This is a genomic window from Xanthomonas sp. CFBP 8151, assembly GCF_011761885.1.
Lineage (GTDB): Bacteria > Pseudomonadota > Gammaproteobacteria > Xanthomonadales > Xanthomonadaceae > Xanthomonas > Xanthomonas arboricola_B.
Genome location: NZ_JAASQZ010000002.1, coordinates 1,150,093 through 1,164,962, shown reverse-complemented (window position 1 = coordinate 1,164,962; position 14,870 = coordinate 1,150,093). Strand labels below are relative to the sequence as shown.

The window sequence follows — 14,870 nt, the reverse complement described above, 5'->3', positions numbered from 1 at the left end:
CGGGCGCCACATCCTGCTCTCCCGGCACCGAAACGTCCTGCGTATAGGCGTTCTTGTCGGATTGCTCGCAGCGCTTCCCGGCATTGTTTACATCATGGGACTCGCCATGATCGCCGAAGAGCGGGCGCGGGTTCACTTGAGATGCATTCGCGGACGTCGATCAAAATTTCTCTAGCGATGCGCTCAAGCGACGTTGCGTTGCCGTAAACGCGATGGCAACCGACGTCCCGCTCAGCGGCACCGATCAAAGGTTCTGACGCGCGTTTGCTCTGCAATGATCAGGCGGTCTTCCATCTGGCTGAGGATGAAGACTGCAGGAACGTTCTTCTTCGGCGCGTTGGCAGACGCGGTGATGATTCGCCATGTCCACGGTGTGCGTGCCAGCAGCATGACCGCGTTGGGCCAGAGGTCTTCGCCCTTGCCGGTCATGTGATCCCAGCCGAACTGGATGAGGTGCTTGGGGTCCGCTGTCTCGGCGTCGCGGCAGGCGATCCCTGCGGTGACCCAGGCGCCTCGTAGTTGCTCGGGAAAATGTGCTTTGGGGACGTGTGGTTCATAGCTGCCAGCACCGGTAAGGCGCGCCAGTGCGCCTGGCTTCCAGGTGTACGTCCAGCTGTAGCGGCCGGGGGCGGGACAGCGCTGCGACCCGTCCGGATTGGGTTGTTCCGGTTTGCAGATCGGCGAGTTCTCCTGCACGACGAACACGACCTCGATGCGGTTGCCCTGGACTGCAAGGCGCATCACTTCGCCAGGCATCTGCTCGCTGGCGTCTGGCGTGTAACCGGTCTTGCGTGCCCTGGTTTCCCATTCGTCGATCGGAGCGCTGACGTTGGGTGCCTTCCTGGGCGGATGCTTGCGCAATACATCGATGCTGTTGGGGCAGTCGGAAGTGGAGCCCGAGCAATACGAAGAACTCAGATAGACGATCTCATCGACTCCATCCTTGTCCAGGTCGACGGCCTGCACGAAGCCGGCGTAGTCCTCCTTGACGATGTCGTCGTTGGCGCTGACATCTTGCCAAAGCCCTACGATCTCTCCGGCACGGCTCGGGCTCAGCTTCTGATCCTTTGCCGTTGCAACCGTGGCGATGGCCAGCAGTGCCGCCATGATGTAGCTCCGCATCCTTGCTCTCCTTGCAGGTTGAAGCCATAGCCTACAACGCTTGGGAGTTGGCCAGTGCTGCCTGAGCCCTCACCACAGCCGCGCTTGTTTGATTTTCGTCAATTCCACCGACACATGAAATTCGCAGGCAGGGTGCTTGACTGCATCGGTCAAGAATCGTTGCGGAGTTGCGCATGAGTGCAGTCACGGTAGGAAGGGTCGACCAGGGATCGGGTAGAGACGGGTCGATCCGGACGGGAGTTGGACTGGTGCGTCGTGAACGAGCGCCGGCGGATCTGCGGGGTGGGTCGGCCCGTGTCGTTTCCTTCGTCACGGCGCGTGCGCGCGCCGTGGTCTGCTGAGGGGGCGCCATGCGGATCTGTGTTCTCAATGAGGCAACCGGCGAGCAGGCCGGGCTGGAGCAGCGCTGCAAGTCGGCGCGCGAGGCGGGCTTTGATCATGTCGTGCTCGCGCCGCCATTTGCGCGCGACGCCCAGGGCCGGCTGAGCGAGGTAGCCACCACCGGCGAGGAAGACGCGCAGCGTCTGCGCGAGGTGGTGCAGGCCACGCACCGGGCCGGGGTGAAGCTGCTGCTCGATGTGCGCCTGGACGAAGTGGGCGGCGCCAGCGCGGTGGTGCGCGACAACCCGCAGTGGTTCCGGGCACGCAGCACGGCGGTACCGGACCCGCGCCAACCGCGGGCCACGCCCGAAGTGGCCGAGGCACGCTTTACCTATGCGCAGGAAGGTGCGGCGCTGGTGGAGTGGTGGAGTGCGCGTTTGCTGGACTGGGCCTCGCAGGGCGTGGCCGGCTTCCGCCTGTTGCAGCCGCAGCAGGTGCCGGCGCAGCGCTGGCGCGAGTTGATCGCACGCGTGCATGCACAGGCACCGGAGGTGGTGTTTGCGGCCTGGACGCCTGGCCTGGGCATCGAGGCCTTGCAGCAGCTGGCCAGTGCCGGATTCGATGTGGCGTTCTCCTCGCTCGCATGGTGGGACGGCCGCGGCAGCTGGTTCTTCGACGAAGACACGGCGCTGCGCGCGTTGGCGTCGCAGGTCGTGGCGGTGGTGGGTGCACCCGATGGCAAACGTGCGGCCACTCCCGCGCAGCACTGGCAACTGGCCCAGGCACTGGGCGGTGCGTGGCTGCTGGACGAGACGCAGCTGGAGATGTTGCCGTTGTCGATCAGGGCCAGCGATGGCGTGCCGCTCAGCAATGCCGGCCTGCGGCTGCGCCCGCTGCTGCGCGAGGGCACCGGCCTGACGGCGGTGGCGATCGAGCCGCTGGGTGGCTTGCCGTCGCTGCTGTTGATCAATGGCGATGCCGATCATGTGGTGCCGGTCCCGGCGCCGGATCTGTTGCGCCTGCTTGGCGATGCCGAAGCGCTGGTGGGCGAGGACGGCAGCACGCTCTCCGGTGCGACGCTGGAGGCATTGGAGCCAGGCGAGGTGCGGGTATACCGCAGCGTGCCGGCACGGCACGTGCTGGCGGTGCCGCGCATGCGCCCGCGTGCGCAGACCGCGGCCGCCTGGCCGCGTGTGTGCATCGAGTCGGTGACGCCGTCGGTCGATAACGGCCGCTTCCCGGTCAAGCGCACCGTGGGCGACCGGATCTGTGTGGAAGCCGACGCGTTCTGCGATGGGCACGACCGCATCGCGGTGGCGGTGCTGTGGCGCCCGGCCGATGCCAAGACCTGGGCCAGCGCGCCGATGCGTGCGCTGGGCAACGATCGCTGGCGTGCAGAGTTCCCGCTGGAGCGCATCGGCACCTATGAGTTCCGGGTGGAAGGCTGGCGCGATGTGTTCGCCACCTTGCATGCGGATCTGGAAAAGAAGCGCGCCGCCAACACGGTGCTGCCGGTGGACGTGCAGGAAGCGGTGGCCGTGGTGCAGGCCGCGCACGCGCGCAGCAGCGGTGCCTTGACCGAGCGCCTGCAGGCCATCCTCACCCGCATCGGTGCGCAGAGCGAGCCGCTGCAGCAGCTGGCGATCGTGCTGGAGCCGGACACCGCGCAGGCGATGGCCGCGGCCGACGACAAGCCGTTCCGCTCCGAGACGCCGGTGACCTTCCGGGTGGAATCCGAGCGACGCGCGGCGCATTTCGCCAGCTGGTACGAATTGTTCCCGCGCTCGCAAAGCGGCGATCCGCAACGGCACGGCACCTTCGACGATGTGATCGAGCGGCTGGCGCATATCCGCGCGATGCACTTCGACGTGCTGTACATGCCGCCGATCCACCCGATCGGCGCGAAGAACCGCAAGGGCCGCAACAACTCGGTCACTGCGGTCGATGGCGAGCCGGGCAGCCCGTATGCGATCGGCGCGGCCGATGGCGGGCATACCGAGGTGCATGCCGAGCTCGGCGGGCTCGAAGGTTTCCGCAGGTTGATCCAGGCTGCGCGTGCGCACGGGCTGGAAGTGGCGCTGGATTTCGCCATCCAGTGCGCGCCGGATCATCCGTGGCTGAAGGACCACAAGGACTGGTTCACCTGGCGCGCGGATGGTTCGATTCCATACGCGGAGAACCCGCCGAAGAAATACCAGGACATCGTCAACGTCGATTTCTATGCCAGCGGTGCGGTGCCGGACCTGTGGAACACGTTGCGCGATGCGGTGCTGTTCTGGGTCAACGAGGGCGTGACGCTGTTCCGCGTCGACAACCCGCATACCAAGCCGTTCCCGTTCTGGGAGTGGTTGATTGCCGATATCCGCGGGCGCCGGCCGGATGTGGTGTTCCTGTCGGAGGCCTTCACCCGGCCGAAGATGATGTACCGCCTGGCCAAGTGCGGTTTCTCGCAGTCCTATACCTACTTCACCTGGCGCAACCACAAGCACGAGCTGCAGGAGTACGTGGAAGAGTTGAACCAGGGCGTGCCGCGCGAGTGCTTCCGTCCGCACTTCTTCGTCAACACGCCGGACATCAATCCGCTGTTCCTGCAGACCAGCGGGCGCAACGGGCATCTGATCCGCGCCGCGTTGGCGACCACGCTGTCGGGGCTGTGGGGCATGTATCAGGGCTTCGAACTGTGCGAGGCCACGCCATTGGCGCCGGGCAAGGAAGAGTACCTGGATTCGGAGAAGTTCCAGCTGCGCGCCTGGCCCGAGCGTGCGCCCGGCGACATCGTCGATGAGATCACCCGCTTCAATCAGCTGCGCCGCATGCACCCGGAGCTGCAGTCGCACCTGGGTACGCGCTTCTACCAGGCGCACAACGACCAGGTGCTGTACTTCGGCAAGTTTCTGGATGCCGGCTACCTGTCGCGCAGCCGCAGCATGGTGTTGGTGGCGATCAACCTGGACCCCAACGCTGCGCAGGATGCCGCAATCGAAGTGCCATTGTGGGAGTTGGGCCTGCCCGATCACGCCAGCGTGGCGGTGGACGACCTGTGGGACGGCCATCGCTTCACATGGCAGGGAAAACAGCAACACATCCGTTTAGAGGCGACGCGGCCGTTCGCGTTATGGCGCATCCGCGCAGGAGAGGTCGCATGAATGCAGTCCCATCGTTACAAGCCGACGCGGAACAGTCCGCGGTGGTTGCAGACCAGCTTTGGTACAAGGACGCGATCATCTATCAGGTGCACGTCAAGTCGTTCTTCGACTCCAACGACGATGGCATCGGCGATTTCCCGGGGCTGATTTCCAAGCTGGATTACATCGCCGAACTCGGCGTGGACACCATCTGGCTGCTGCCGTTTTACCCCAGCCCGCGCCGCGACGACGGCTACGACATCGCCGAATACATGGCGGTGCATCCGGATTACGGCAGCATCGAAGACTTCGAGCAGCTGGTGGCGCAGGCGCATGCACGCGGCATCCGCATCGTCACCGAGCTGGTGATCAACCACACCTCCGATCTGCACCCGTGGTTCCAGCGCGCACGCAACGCGCTGGCCGGTTCGCCGGAGCGCGACTTCTATGTGTGGTCGGACACCGACCAGGAATACGAAGGCACGCGGATCATTTTCTGCGATACCGAAAAATCCAACTGGACCTGGGACCCGGTGGCCGGGCAGTACTTCTGGCACCGCTTCTATTCGCACCAGCCGGACCTGAACTTCGACAACCCCGCGGTGCTGGAAGCGGTGCTGGAAGTGATGCGTTTCTGGCTGGACCGCGGCGTGGACGGCCTGCGTCTGGATGCGGTGCCGTACCTGATCGAGCGCTCCGGCACCTCCAACGAGAACCTGCCGGAAACCCACGCGATCCTGCGCAAGATCCGCGCCACCCTGGATGCCGAGTACCCAGACCGCATGCTGCTGGCCGAAGCCAACATGTGGCCGGAAGACACCCAGCAGTACTTCGGCCAGAACGCCGACGAGTGCCATATGGCGTTCCACTTCCCGCTGATGCCGCGCATGTACATGGCGATCGCACGCGAAGACCGCTTCCCGATCACCGACATCATGCGCCAGACTCCGGAGATTCCGGAGAGCTGCCAGTGGGCGATCTTCCTGCGCAATCACGATGAGTTGACGCTGGAAATGGTCACCGATTCGGAGCGCGATTACCTGTGGCAGACCTATGCCGCCGACCGCCGCGCACGCATCAATCTGGGCATCCGGCGCCGGTTGGCGCCGCTGCTGGAGCGCGACCGCCGCCGCATCGAGTTGATGACCTCCCTGTTGCTGACCATGCCCGGCACGCCGGTGCTGTATTACGGCGACGAGATCGGCATGGGCGACAACATCCATCTGGGCGACCGCGATGGCGTGCGCACGCCGATGCAGTGGTCGATCGACCGCAATGGCGGCTTCTCGCGCGCCGACCCGGCGCAGCTGGTGCTGCCGCCGGTGATGGACCCGCTGTACGGCTTCCAGGCAGTGAATGTGGAAGCGCAGATCCGCGACCAGCATTCGCTGCTGACCTGGACCCGCCGCGTGCTCAGCGTGCGCAAGCGCTACCAGGCCTTCGGCCGCGGCAGCCTGCGCTTTCTGTATCCGGGCAACCGCCGCATGCTGGCCTACCTGCGGTGCTACCAGGACGAGACGGTGCTGTGCGTGGCCAACCTGTCGCACACGCTGCAGGCGGTGGAGCTGGACCTGTCCGAGTTCGAGGGCCGCGTGCCGGTGGACATCATCGGCGGCGGCAGTTTCCCGCCGGTCGGGCGGTTGACCTATCTGCTCACCGTGCCGCCGTTCGGCTTCTACGCATTCCAGCTGGTCAGTGAGGGCACCTTGCCGGACTGGCATGTGCCCAGCCCGGTGCCGTTGCCGGACTACCGCACGCTGGTGTTGCGCAGCGATACCGACGAGAGCAATGCGCTGCTGCCGCATCTGCCCACGCTGGAAGCGGAGATCCTGCCGGCCTGGTTGTCGGCACGGCGCTGGTTCTCGGCCAAGGACCAGGCACTCAAGCACGTGCGCATCTCGCGCCGTACGCCGCTGCCGGGTGCCGAGCCGATGAGTCTGCTGGAGCTGGAAGTGGAGCTGGAAGACGGCCACCACGAGAGCTACATGCTGCCGGTCGGCATCGTGTGGGAGCGCGATCAGCCCAGCACCCTGGCCGAGCAGCTTGCACTGGCGCGCGTGCGCCAGGGCCGCGAAGTGGGTTACCTCACCGATGCCTTCGCGCTCAAGCCGATGGTGCGCGGGGTGATCGACGCATTGCGCGACAACGCCGCGCTGGAGTTCTGCGATGGCGACGACGTCTCGCAGCAGGGGCAGGTGCGCTTCGAGGCGACACCGGCGCTGGCCACGCTGGAGATCCCGCAGGATCCGGACATCCGCTGGCTGTCGGCCGAGCAGAGCAACAGCTCGCTGGTGGTGGCCGACAAGGCGGTGTTCAAGCTGCTGCGGCATGTGGCCAACGGTGCCAACCCGGAGATCGAGATCGGCCGTCGCCTGACCGAGATGGGCTATGCCAATGCCGCGCCCTTGCTGGGCAGCGTCAGCCGCATCGATGCGCATGGCACCATCACCACGATCGCACTGCTGCAGGGCTTCATCCGCAACCAGGGCGATGCCTGGCGCTGGACGCTGGACCATCTGGCACGCAGCTTCGACGAGTACGCCACCGCGCAGACCGACGAATCGCGTGCCGAAGCCATCGCCGGCTACGATGCCTTTGCCGCGGTGGTCGGCAAGCGCCTGGCCGAGTTGCACGAGGCCTTGTCGCGCGACACCGACGACGCCGACTTCGCCCCGCAGCGTATCGATCTTCCGACCGCCAACGATGTGGTGGCCGGCGTCGCACGCCAGGTCGAAGAGATGTGGGACACGGTCAATGCACGCCTGGCCGGCAGCGACGATGCGACCGAACGCGAAGCGCTGCAGGCAGTGCTGGCCGAGCGCCCGCAGCTGGATGCCTTGCTCGCCCAGGCACCGAGCGTGCTGGCCGATTCCTTGCTGACCCGTGTGCACGGCGATTTCCACCTGGGCCAGATCCTGGTGGCCTTCGACGATGTGGTGCTGATCGACTTCGAAGGCGAGCCGGCCAAGCCGCTGTCCGAGCGGCGCGCCAAGGCCAGCCCGCTGCGCGATGTGGCCGGCTTCCTGCGCTCGCTCGATTACGCCAGCGAAGTGTCGGCACGTGGCGAGGAAGGCACCGCCGCCCGTGCGGGCGTGGGCGTGGACACGCATCTGGACGAGTTCCTGGTGCAGTTCCGCCGCCGTTCCACACAGGCGTTTCTGGACGCGTACCATGCCGTGCTCAATGCCAGTACGCACCCGTGGATCGCACCGGCAGCGTTCAACGCGGCCACCTTGCTGTTCCTGGTGGAGAAGGCCTGTTACGAGGTGCGCTACGAGGCTGCCAACCGCCCCGGCTGGTTGATGGTGCCGATCGAGGGTTTGCGACGCATCCTGCACCGTGCGCGCGCTGGTGCGGGAGACACATGATGAGTGGAGTGATGACAGCAGTGACCAATCGATGGGATCCCGGCGCGGCCCGCGCCCTGGCCGAGGCACGCCATGGCGACGCATTCGCCATCCTGGGCGCGCACCCGACCGACAGCGGTCGGGTGCTGCGCACCTATCAACCGGGCGCCGCGTACGTCAATGCCGTGCTCGACGACAGCCAGGTCATCGCACTGGAGGCGGGCCCGGAACCGGGCCTGTTCGCCGGCGCGTTGCCGGCGCAAGGCGGCTACCGCCTGCGCATCGGCTGGCCAGGCGGCGAGCAGGACACCGCCGACCCGTATGCGTTCGGCCCGCAGCTCAGCGACTTCGACCTGCACCTGATCAGCGAAGGCCATCACCTGCAGTTGGCCGATGCACTCGGCGCCAACGCGGTCGAGGTGGACGGCGTGCGCGGCACGCGCTTTGCGGTGTGGGCGCCCAATGCCACGCGCGTGGCGGTGGTGGGCGACTTCAACAGTTGGGACGCGCGCCGGCATCCGATGCGGCTGCGGCACCAGTCAGGCGTGTGGGAGCTGTTCGTGCCCGACGTCGGCCCGGGGGCGCATTACAAGTACCAGCTACGCGGCCCGCAGGGGAACGAGTTGCCGGCCAAGGCCGACCCGGTGGCGCGGCGTTCCGAGCTGGCGCCGGGCACCGCTTCGATCGTGGCAGACCCCACCCCGCATCAGTGGAATGATGACGGCTGGATGGCCACGCGCGCGCGCCGTCAGGCGCACGACGCACCGATGAGCATCTACGAGATCCACGCCGGTTCCTGGCTGCGCGAAGAAGGCGTGGACCTGGACTGGGATGGTCTGGCCGACCGCCTGATTCCCTACGTGGCCGATATGGGCTTCACCCACGTCGAGCTGATGCCGGTGACCGAGCATCCGTTCGGCGGCTCGTGGGGGTATCAGCCGCTGGGCCTGTTCGCGCCGACCGCGCGCTTCGGCTCGCCGGATGGCTTTGCCCGCTTCGTCGATCGCTGCCACCGCGAAGGCATCGGCGTGATCGTCGACTGGGTGCCGGCGCATTTCCCCACCGACGCCCACGGCCTGGCGCATTTCGACGGCACCGCGCTGTACGAACATGCCGACCCGCGCGAAGGCTTCCACCGCGACTGGAATACGCTGATCTACAACCACGGGCGGCGCGAGGTGTCCGGGTTCCTGATCGCCAGTGCGCTGGAGTTCCTGCAGCGCTTCCACGTCGACGGCCTGCGCGTGGATGCGGTGGCCTCGATGCTGTACCGCGACTACAGCCGCAATGCCGGCGAGTGGGTGCCCAACATCCACGGCGGGCGCGAGAACTACGAGACCATCGCCTTCCTGCGCCGGCTCAACGAGGTGGTGCGCGAGCACACGCCGGGTGCGGTGATGATTGCCGAGGAATCCACCGCGTTCCCCGGCGTCACCGCCGACGTGGCGCACGGCGGCCTGGGCTTCCACTACAAGTGGAACATGGGCTGGATGCACGACACCCTGCATTACGCGGCGCTGGATCCGATCTACCGCCGGTACCACCATGGCGAGCTGACCTTCAGCATGGTCTACGCGTATTCGGAGCGCTTCGTGCTGCCGATCTCGCACGACGAAGTGGTGCACGGCAAGGGTTCGTTGCTCGGCCGCATGCCGGGCGACGACTGGCAGCGCTTTGCCAACCTGCGCGCCTACCTGGGCTACATGTTCACCCACCCGGGGCGCAAGTTGCTGTTCATGGGCTGCGAGTTCGGCCAGCCCACCGAGTGGAACCACGACGGCGGCATCCCCTGGCACCTGCTCGACGACCCGCGCCATCGCGGCGTGCAGACCCTGGTGCGCGACCTGAATCGGCTGTATGTCGAGTCCCCCGCGCTGCACGCGCAGGACGACGACCCGGCCGGGTTTGCCTGGGTGGTCGGCGATGACGCGGCCAATAGCGTGGTCGCGTTCCTGCGCAAAGGCAAACGCGGCGATGCGCCAGTGCTGGTGGTGATCAACTTCACCCCGATCGTGCAGCACGGCTACCGCATCGGCGTGCCGCAGGGCGGCCAGTGGCGCGAGGTGTTCAATAGCGATGCCGGCATCTATGGCGGTGCGAATCTGGGCAATGGCGGTGTGGTGAGCGCCGAGCAGCAGTCCATGCACGGCCACGCGCACTCCCTGCCGCTGCTGTTGCCGCCGCTGGGCGTCATCGTGCTGACGCCGCAGGGCTGATGCAGCGCACACGGCGCCGGACCGCTGGTCCGGCGCTGTGGCACCTGTTAGATTGCGCGCCGTAGAGCGGCCAACACTTCGCTGCAGGCGCCCACCGGGCTTCGCAACAGGGGTGTTAGCCGCTACGTAGGCAGCCCGGGGAGGGCTGCCGGGCACAGCCGCCGCCATGCCTTCCGTCGACCGTGTGTACGGGAGTGTTGTGCGTGGGCGTCTTGATGGCGGTGACTTCTTCGATGGTTGAGCCGTTTACCCATGTGGTGCGCATCGCTGGATGCGCGCATGCACTGGTGTGGGTTGCACGTTCGCTGTGTGTCGGCGCGCGGCATGGCGGCATGTGGCCGGTGCAGCTCGGTGTGTTGCCGTTCTCCGATGCAACGCAGGCGCAGGCATGAGCGGTTTGATGACCTGGTTTTATCTGCTCACCGCTGCGGCGTCGTCGCTGACGTTCTACCTGGCAACACGGCATCAGCGCCTGTGGCCGCAGCGCCGGCTGTCGGCGCGCGCGCTACGCATCGGCGCCAACGTGTTGCTGCTGCTGTCGCTGGGCTGCGCCATGCAGGCCTTGGGCACCTGGGCCGGCGTCTTCGCCGCAGTGACGGCGCTGATGCTGGTGGCGGTGGCGCTGCCGTATCTGGATACCTGGCAGCAGGCGCGTGCGCAACGCAGGCAGGTGCGCGATGTGGGCTAGGTGGCTGGCCGCGGTGGTACTGGGCCTGCCGCTGGCAGTCGGCGTGGTGGGCCTGTGCGCCCTGTTGCTGCCGGGGCCGCAGCAGAGCTACACGCTGGCATGGTTGCTGCTGATGTTTCCGGCATGGGTGGGTGCGATGGCGCTGCCGTTCGCGTTTCGCAGCGCAGCGCGCGCCTGGGTCGTGCTCGGTGGGTTGACGCTGCTGTGCTACCTCGCGCTTGCAGGCATCAAGGCATTGGGCTGGACGGAGCTGGGTGCATGAAAGCATCGACCTTGCGCGCGTTTCTGTCGGTCCACAGTTGGATGGGCTTGTTGGCCGGCATGGCCTTGTTCATTGCCTTCTATGCCGGCGCCATCACCGTGTTCACGCACCAATTGAGCGGCTGGCAGGCCACGCCGCCTGTCACACAGCGTGCGCCGGCAGATCCCGTCGCCGCCACGCAGACCCTGCTGGATGCGGTGATCGCACGGCATCCGCAGGTGGCCGAATCCTTCCTGGTGCTGCTGCCCGGCGAGCACGGGCCGACTCCGCGGCTGTACTGGCATGGGCCGCAGGCCGAGGCCAGTGGCGGCATGCGGCAGTATCAACAGGCCGCCGATGGCCGCCTGCTGGAACTGCCGCAGCGCGTGGGCTTTGCCGACTTCCTCTACGACCTGCACTTCACCGCCGGCCTGCCGCGCGCGTTCGGCACCTATCTGTTCGGCGTGGTGAGCGTGCTGTACGGGCTGGCGCTGCTCAGCGGGGTGGTGTTGTACGCGCCGGTGTTCTTCAAGGACCTGTTCGCGCTGCGGCCGGGCCATAACCTCAAGCGGCTGTGGCAGGACGCCCACAACGTGGTCGGCATGTTGTCGCTGCCGTTCCATGTGATCTTTGCCTGGTCCGGCGCGGTGTTGTGCCTCGGGGTGCTGCTGCTGGCGCCGTTCCAGTTCCTGGTGTTCGACGGCAAATTGATGAAGATCCTCGCACCGGAGTTCGAACTCACTCCGCATGTGCAAGCGGCCAGGCGTGCGGCACCGGTGTTGCCGCTGGCGGTGCTACTGGACAAGGCGCGCGCGGCCAGCTCGGGCTTTGTACCGGAGAGCATCGGGTTTCACGATGCAGGCGATGCCAATGCACGCGCGGAAGTGTATGGCCATCACGATCAGCGCCGCCTCAACACGCTCGGTGGCGTGGCATTGGACGCGGCAACCGGCCAGGTCCTGCGCGTGCTCGAGCCAGCGACGATGTCGACAGGCACGGCTGCCTTGCGAGGGCTGCAAGGGCTGCACTTCGGCAACTTCGGGCATGCGCCGGTGCAGTGGTTGTATTTCCTGCTCGGGTTGGGCGGTGCGTTCCTGTTCTACAGCGGCAACCTGTTGTGGATCGAGACACGCCGCAAGCGTCGGTTGGTGGATCAACCGCGCCGCACCCACGCGATGGCGCGCCTGACCATCGGCGTCTGCCTGGGCAGCGTCGCCGGCATCTCGGCCTTGTTCATCGCCGCACGCTTGCTTGCGCAAGGACAGGAGCGTTATGTCTATTACGCGGTCTTTGCGGCCGTGCTGGTGTGGGCGCTGGTCCGCCCTACCGCACGTGGTGCGTACGAGGTCTTGCTGGCCTGCGCTGGATTGACCGCGCTGATTCCGCTGGCCAGCTGTGTTTCGGCACGTGGCGTTGTACTGCCATGGCAGGACGCGACGGTGCTGGTCGTGGACCTGATCGCCTTGGTGTTGGCATGGGCGTACTGGCAACTGGCGCGTGCGAGCAGGCGGCGCGGACTGCAGGGCGACCCCAACAGCGTCTGGGCGTGGAACATGCGCCCGATGCACCGCGCCGATTGATGCCCGGTACGCCACGGTGTGCCGGACAACACCTGCGGCGTCGCGCTTGGTCGCTGGCCATGCTGCTGGCCCAACAACCTGGCCCGTTGACGCAACGGCCTCACCCGGCAGTGCATCCTGATCGCCCGCCACCTTCGCCCACACCCGATGACGGCTGTCGCCTTACGCATTGGCCTGATCTCCGACACGCATGGCCTGCTGCGGCCCGAGGCGGTGGCTGCATTGCAGGGCTGCGCGGCGATCATCCATGCCGGCGATGTGGGCAAGCCGGAGATCCTCACTGCGCTGCAGGCGCTGGCACCGCTGCATGCGATCGCCGGCAATATCGATAACACGCCGTGGGCAGCGCAGCTTCCGGAAACGCTGGATCTGCTGCTCGCAGGCGTGCGGATCCATGTGCTGCACGATCTGAAAGCGCTGGCGGCGGGTGTTGCTGCAGATGTGATCATCTGCGGGCATTCGCACAAGCCATCGATACACACGCGCGACGACGTGCTGTACATCAATCCGGGCAGCGCCGGCCCCCGTCGCTTCAGCCTGCCGATCAGCGTGGGCACGCTGTGGCTGGGCGGTGGCCCGCCGCGTGCGCAGCTGCAGCTGCTGGAAATACGCTGATGCAAGTTGGATCCGTGCAACGGAGATTTGCGCCGGGATCTAGAGCGGCTAGCAAAACGACTGCACCGCCGCTGCTCGGAAGCGGCATGTGCCACGCGTACACTGCAGTTCTGAGCGCGCGCCAAAACCCACCTCACCACCGCTTGCGACGTCGTGTTCGCTGCTCTTGGACAATGCCGAGCGATGAAGTGCATCGGCCCGGCATACAGGCCACTTCAGCATGCCCTGAGCATGCGGTGCATGCGATGACCGCCAGCAGCGACCGCTGACAACCCGCGCTGACGTGCCTGCTTGTGCAAACCTGCACGCGAGCCGTTCGTTGCCTGCATGTGTAGGCCCCCGGCCCCTGCGCTGACCTTGTCTGCACGCAGGCGGGACCATCCTCGTGCATCGCGTCGTTGCAAGGATTTCTCCATGAATACCCGTCGCCAGTTCCTCTCCGCCGCCGCTGTCGGCACCGCCGCATTGGCCGCCGCCCCGTTGTTGGCGCAAACCTCCGCACCCGGCAGCGTGATGCCCACGCGCGGCAAGGCCGCCGCATCCGCGTTGCCGACCAATCCCGCAAGCAAGGGCGCACGCTATCGGCCTTCAAGTCGACTGGGTTTTGGTGGCGTGGCAATCGGCAATGGCTTTGCGCCCACCAGCGATGCGCAAAGCGAAGCGACCCTGGCTGCGGCGTGGGAATCGGGCGTGCGGTACTTCGATACCTCGCCGTGGTACGGCCTGGGCCTGTCTGAGCGCCGTACCGGGCACCACCTGCACAATCACGCTGCAGACGACTATGTGCTGTCGACCAAGGTCGGGCGCCTGCTCACCGCCACCGACAAACCGCCGAAGACGATGTGGCAGCAGCCGTCGCCCTTCGACTATCGCTACGACTACAGCGCCTCCGGGGTGCGTCGCTCGATCGAAGACAGCCTGCAGCGGCTGGGCGTGTCGCAGATCGATATCGCCTACATCCACGACCTGTCGCCGGAGAACGAGAAAGACCTCGGCATGCCATGGGAACAGCGTTTTGCCGAAGCGGTGAAAGGCGCGATGCCCGAGCTGACCAAGATGCGCAAGGAGGGCCTGATCAAGGCCTGGGGCTTTGGCGTCAATCGCCCCGAGCCGGCCCTGCGTGCGATCGAGGAGGCCGACCCGGACATCTTCCTGCTGGCCTGCCAGTATTCGTTGCTCGACCACGCGCGCGCGTTGCACGACACCTTCCCGAAGATCGCAAAGCATGGCGCGTCGGTGGTGGTCGGCGCGCCGCTATTGGCGGGCTATCTGGCCGGGCGCGAGCGTTATCTCTACGACGGCACCGTACCGGAATGGGCGCCGGCCATGCGCCAGAAGGCGCTGGCCATCTGCGAGCGTCACGGCGTGGATCTGCGCACGGTGTCGCTGCAGTTTGCCGCTGCACCCAAGGTGGTGTCGGCGGTGATTCCGGGCGCGCGCACGGCCGAGCAGGCGCATGCGAATGCGGCCTCGATGCGCGTGGCGATTCCGGCAGCGGTGTGGGAAGAGCTCAAGCGCGACCAGGTGATCGAAGCGGACGCACCGGTGCCTGTTCTGGGCTGAGGCTCACGCGTGGTGAGGGTGCCATCGCAAACGCCTGCGCTTGCGATGCATC

The 14,870-nt window shown here is 66.4% G+C and carries 10 protein-coding genes; 9 read left to right on the top strand and 1 reads right to left on the bottom strand.

Annotated elements, in window-relative coordinates; translation table 11 throughout:
* Positions 1–231 precede the first annotated feature (231 nt).
* Complete coding sequence (locus FHT08_RS12985) at positions 232–1,122, bottom strand: hypothetical protein (protein ID WP_166775295.1); 891 nt, start codon at positions 1,120–1,122, stop codon at positions 232–234.
* Positions 1,123–1,472: 350 nt separating this feature from the next.
* Between FHT08_RS12985 and FHT08_RS12980 the strand changes: the two genes are divergently transcribed.
* The 9 genes from FHT08_RS12980 to FHT08_RS12940 all read left to right on the top strand — a co-directional run bounded on the left by FHT08_RS12980 (position 1,473) and on the right by FHT08_RS12940 (position 14,818).
* Positions 1,473–4,589 carry a maltotransferase domain-containing protein gene (locus FHT08_RS12980; RefSeq protein ID WP_166775294.1) on the top strand — a complete coding sequence of 1,039 codons (3,117 nt, stop codon included), beginning with the start codon at positions 1,473–1,475 and terminating at the stop codon, positions 4,587–4,589.
* Positions 4,586–7,936, top strand: a complete 3,351-nt coding sequence (gene treS, locus FHT08_RS12975; RefSeq protein ID WP_166775293.1) for a maltose alpha-D-glucosyltransferase — start codon at positions 4,586–4,588, stop codon at positions 7,934–7,936. Before FHT08_RS12980 ends, treS begins: the two co-directional genes overlap by 4 nt.
* 11 nt (positions 7,937–7,947) lie before the next feature.
* The gene (gene glgB / locus FHT08_RS12970; protein ID WP_166775292.1) at positions 7,948–10,131 is read left to right on the top strand and encodes a 1,4-alpha-glucan branching protein GlgB; all 2,184 of its coding nucleotides are present in this window, start codon (positions 7,948–7,950) and stop codon (positions 10,129–10,131) included.
* 233 nt (positions 10,132–10,364) lie between these two features.
* Positions 10,365–10,523 carry a hypothetical protein gene (locus tag FHT08_RS12965; RefSeq protein ID WP_166775291.1) on the top strand — a complete coding sequence of 53 codons (159 nt, stop codon included), beginning with the start codon at positions 10,365–10,367 and terminating at the stop codon, positions 10,521–10,523.
* Positions 10,520–10,819 (top strand): hypothetical protein, encoded by a 300-nt coding sequence (locus FHT08_RS12960; RefSeq protein WP_166775290.1) that lies wholly within the window; start codon positions 10,520–10,522, stop codon positions 10,817–10,819. The genes FHT08_RS12965 and FHT08_RS12960 overlap by 4 nt, the downstream gene beginning before the upstream one ends.
* Positions 10,809–11,081 carry a hypothetical protein gene (locus FHT08_RS12955; protein WP_104538984.1) on the top strand — a complete coding sequence of 91 codons (273 nt, stop codon included), beginning with the start codon at positions 10,809–10,811 and terminating at the stop codon, positions 11,079–11,081. The genes FHT08_RS12960 and FHT08_RS12955 overlap by 11 nt, the downstream gene beginning before the upstream one ends.
* Complete coding sequence (locus tag FHT08_RS12950; RefSeq protein WP_166775289.1) at positions 11,078–12,640, top strand: PepSY-associated TM helix domain-containing protein; 1,563 nt, start codon at positions 11,078–11,080, stop codon at positions 12,638–12,640. Before FHT08_RS12955 ends, FHT08_RS12950 begins: the two co-directional genes overlap by 4 nt.
* A gap of 147 nt (positions 12,641–12,787) precedes the next feature.
* Positions 12,788–13,255, top strand: coding sequence for a metallophosphoesterase family protein (locus tag FHT08_RS12945; RefSeq protein WP_166775288.1), 468 nt, complete (start codon positions 12,788–12,790; stop codon positions 13,253–13,255).
* A gap of 414 nt (positions 13,256–13,669) precedes the next feature.
* Entirely contained in the window at positions 13,670–14,818 is a 1,149-nt protein-coding gene (locus FHT08_RS12940) for an aldo/keto reductase (protein WP_104538981.1), read from the top strand.
* The last annotated feature ends 52 nt before the right edge of the window (positions 14,819–14,870 follow it).

Coding starts and splice junctions, on each gene's coding strand:
- FHT08_RS12965 (WP_166775291.1), top strand. CDS start 10,365: ATGGTTGAGCCGTTTACCCATGTGGTGCGCATCGCTGGATGCGCGCAT.
- FHT08_RS12960 (WP_166775290.1), top strand. CDS start 10,520: ATGAGCGGTTTGATGACCTGGTTTTATCTGCTCACCGCTGCGGCGTCG.
- FHT08_RS12940 (WP_104538981.1), top strand. CDS start 13,670: ATGAATACCCGTCGCCAGTTCCTCTCCGCCGCCGCTGTCGGCACCGCC.
- FHT08_RS12980 (WP_166775294.1), top strand. CDS start 1,473: ATGCGGATCTGTGTTCTCAATGAGGCAACCGGCGAGCAGGCCGGGCTG.
- treS (WP_166775293.1), top strand. CDS start 4,586: ATGAATGCAGTCCCATCGTTACAAGCCGACGCGGAACAGTCCGCGGTG.
- glgB (WP_166775292.1), top strand. CDS start 7,948: ATGACAGCAGTGACCAATCGATGGGATCCCGGCGCGGCCCGCGCCCTG.
- FHT08_RS12955 (WP_104538984.1), top strand. CDS start 10,809: ATGTGGGCTAGGTGGCTGGCCGCGGTGGTACTGGGCCTGCCGCTGGCA.
- FHT08_RS12950 (WP_166775289.1), top strand. CDS start 11,078: ATGAAAGCATCGACCTTGCGCGCGTTTCTGTCGGTCCACAGTTGGATG.
- FHT08_RS12945 (WP_166775288.1), top strand. CDS start 12,788: ATGACGGCTGTCGCCTTACGCATTGGCCTGATCTCCGACACGCATGGC.
- FHT08_RS12985 (WP_166775295.1), bottom strand. CDS start 1,122: ATGCGGAGCTACATCATGGCGGCACTGCTGGCCATCGCCACGGTTGCA.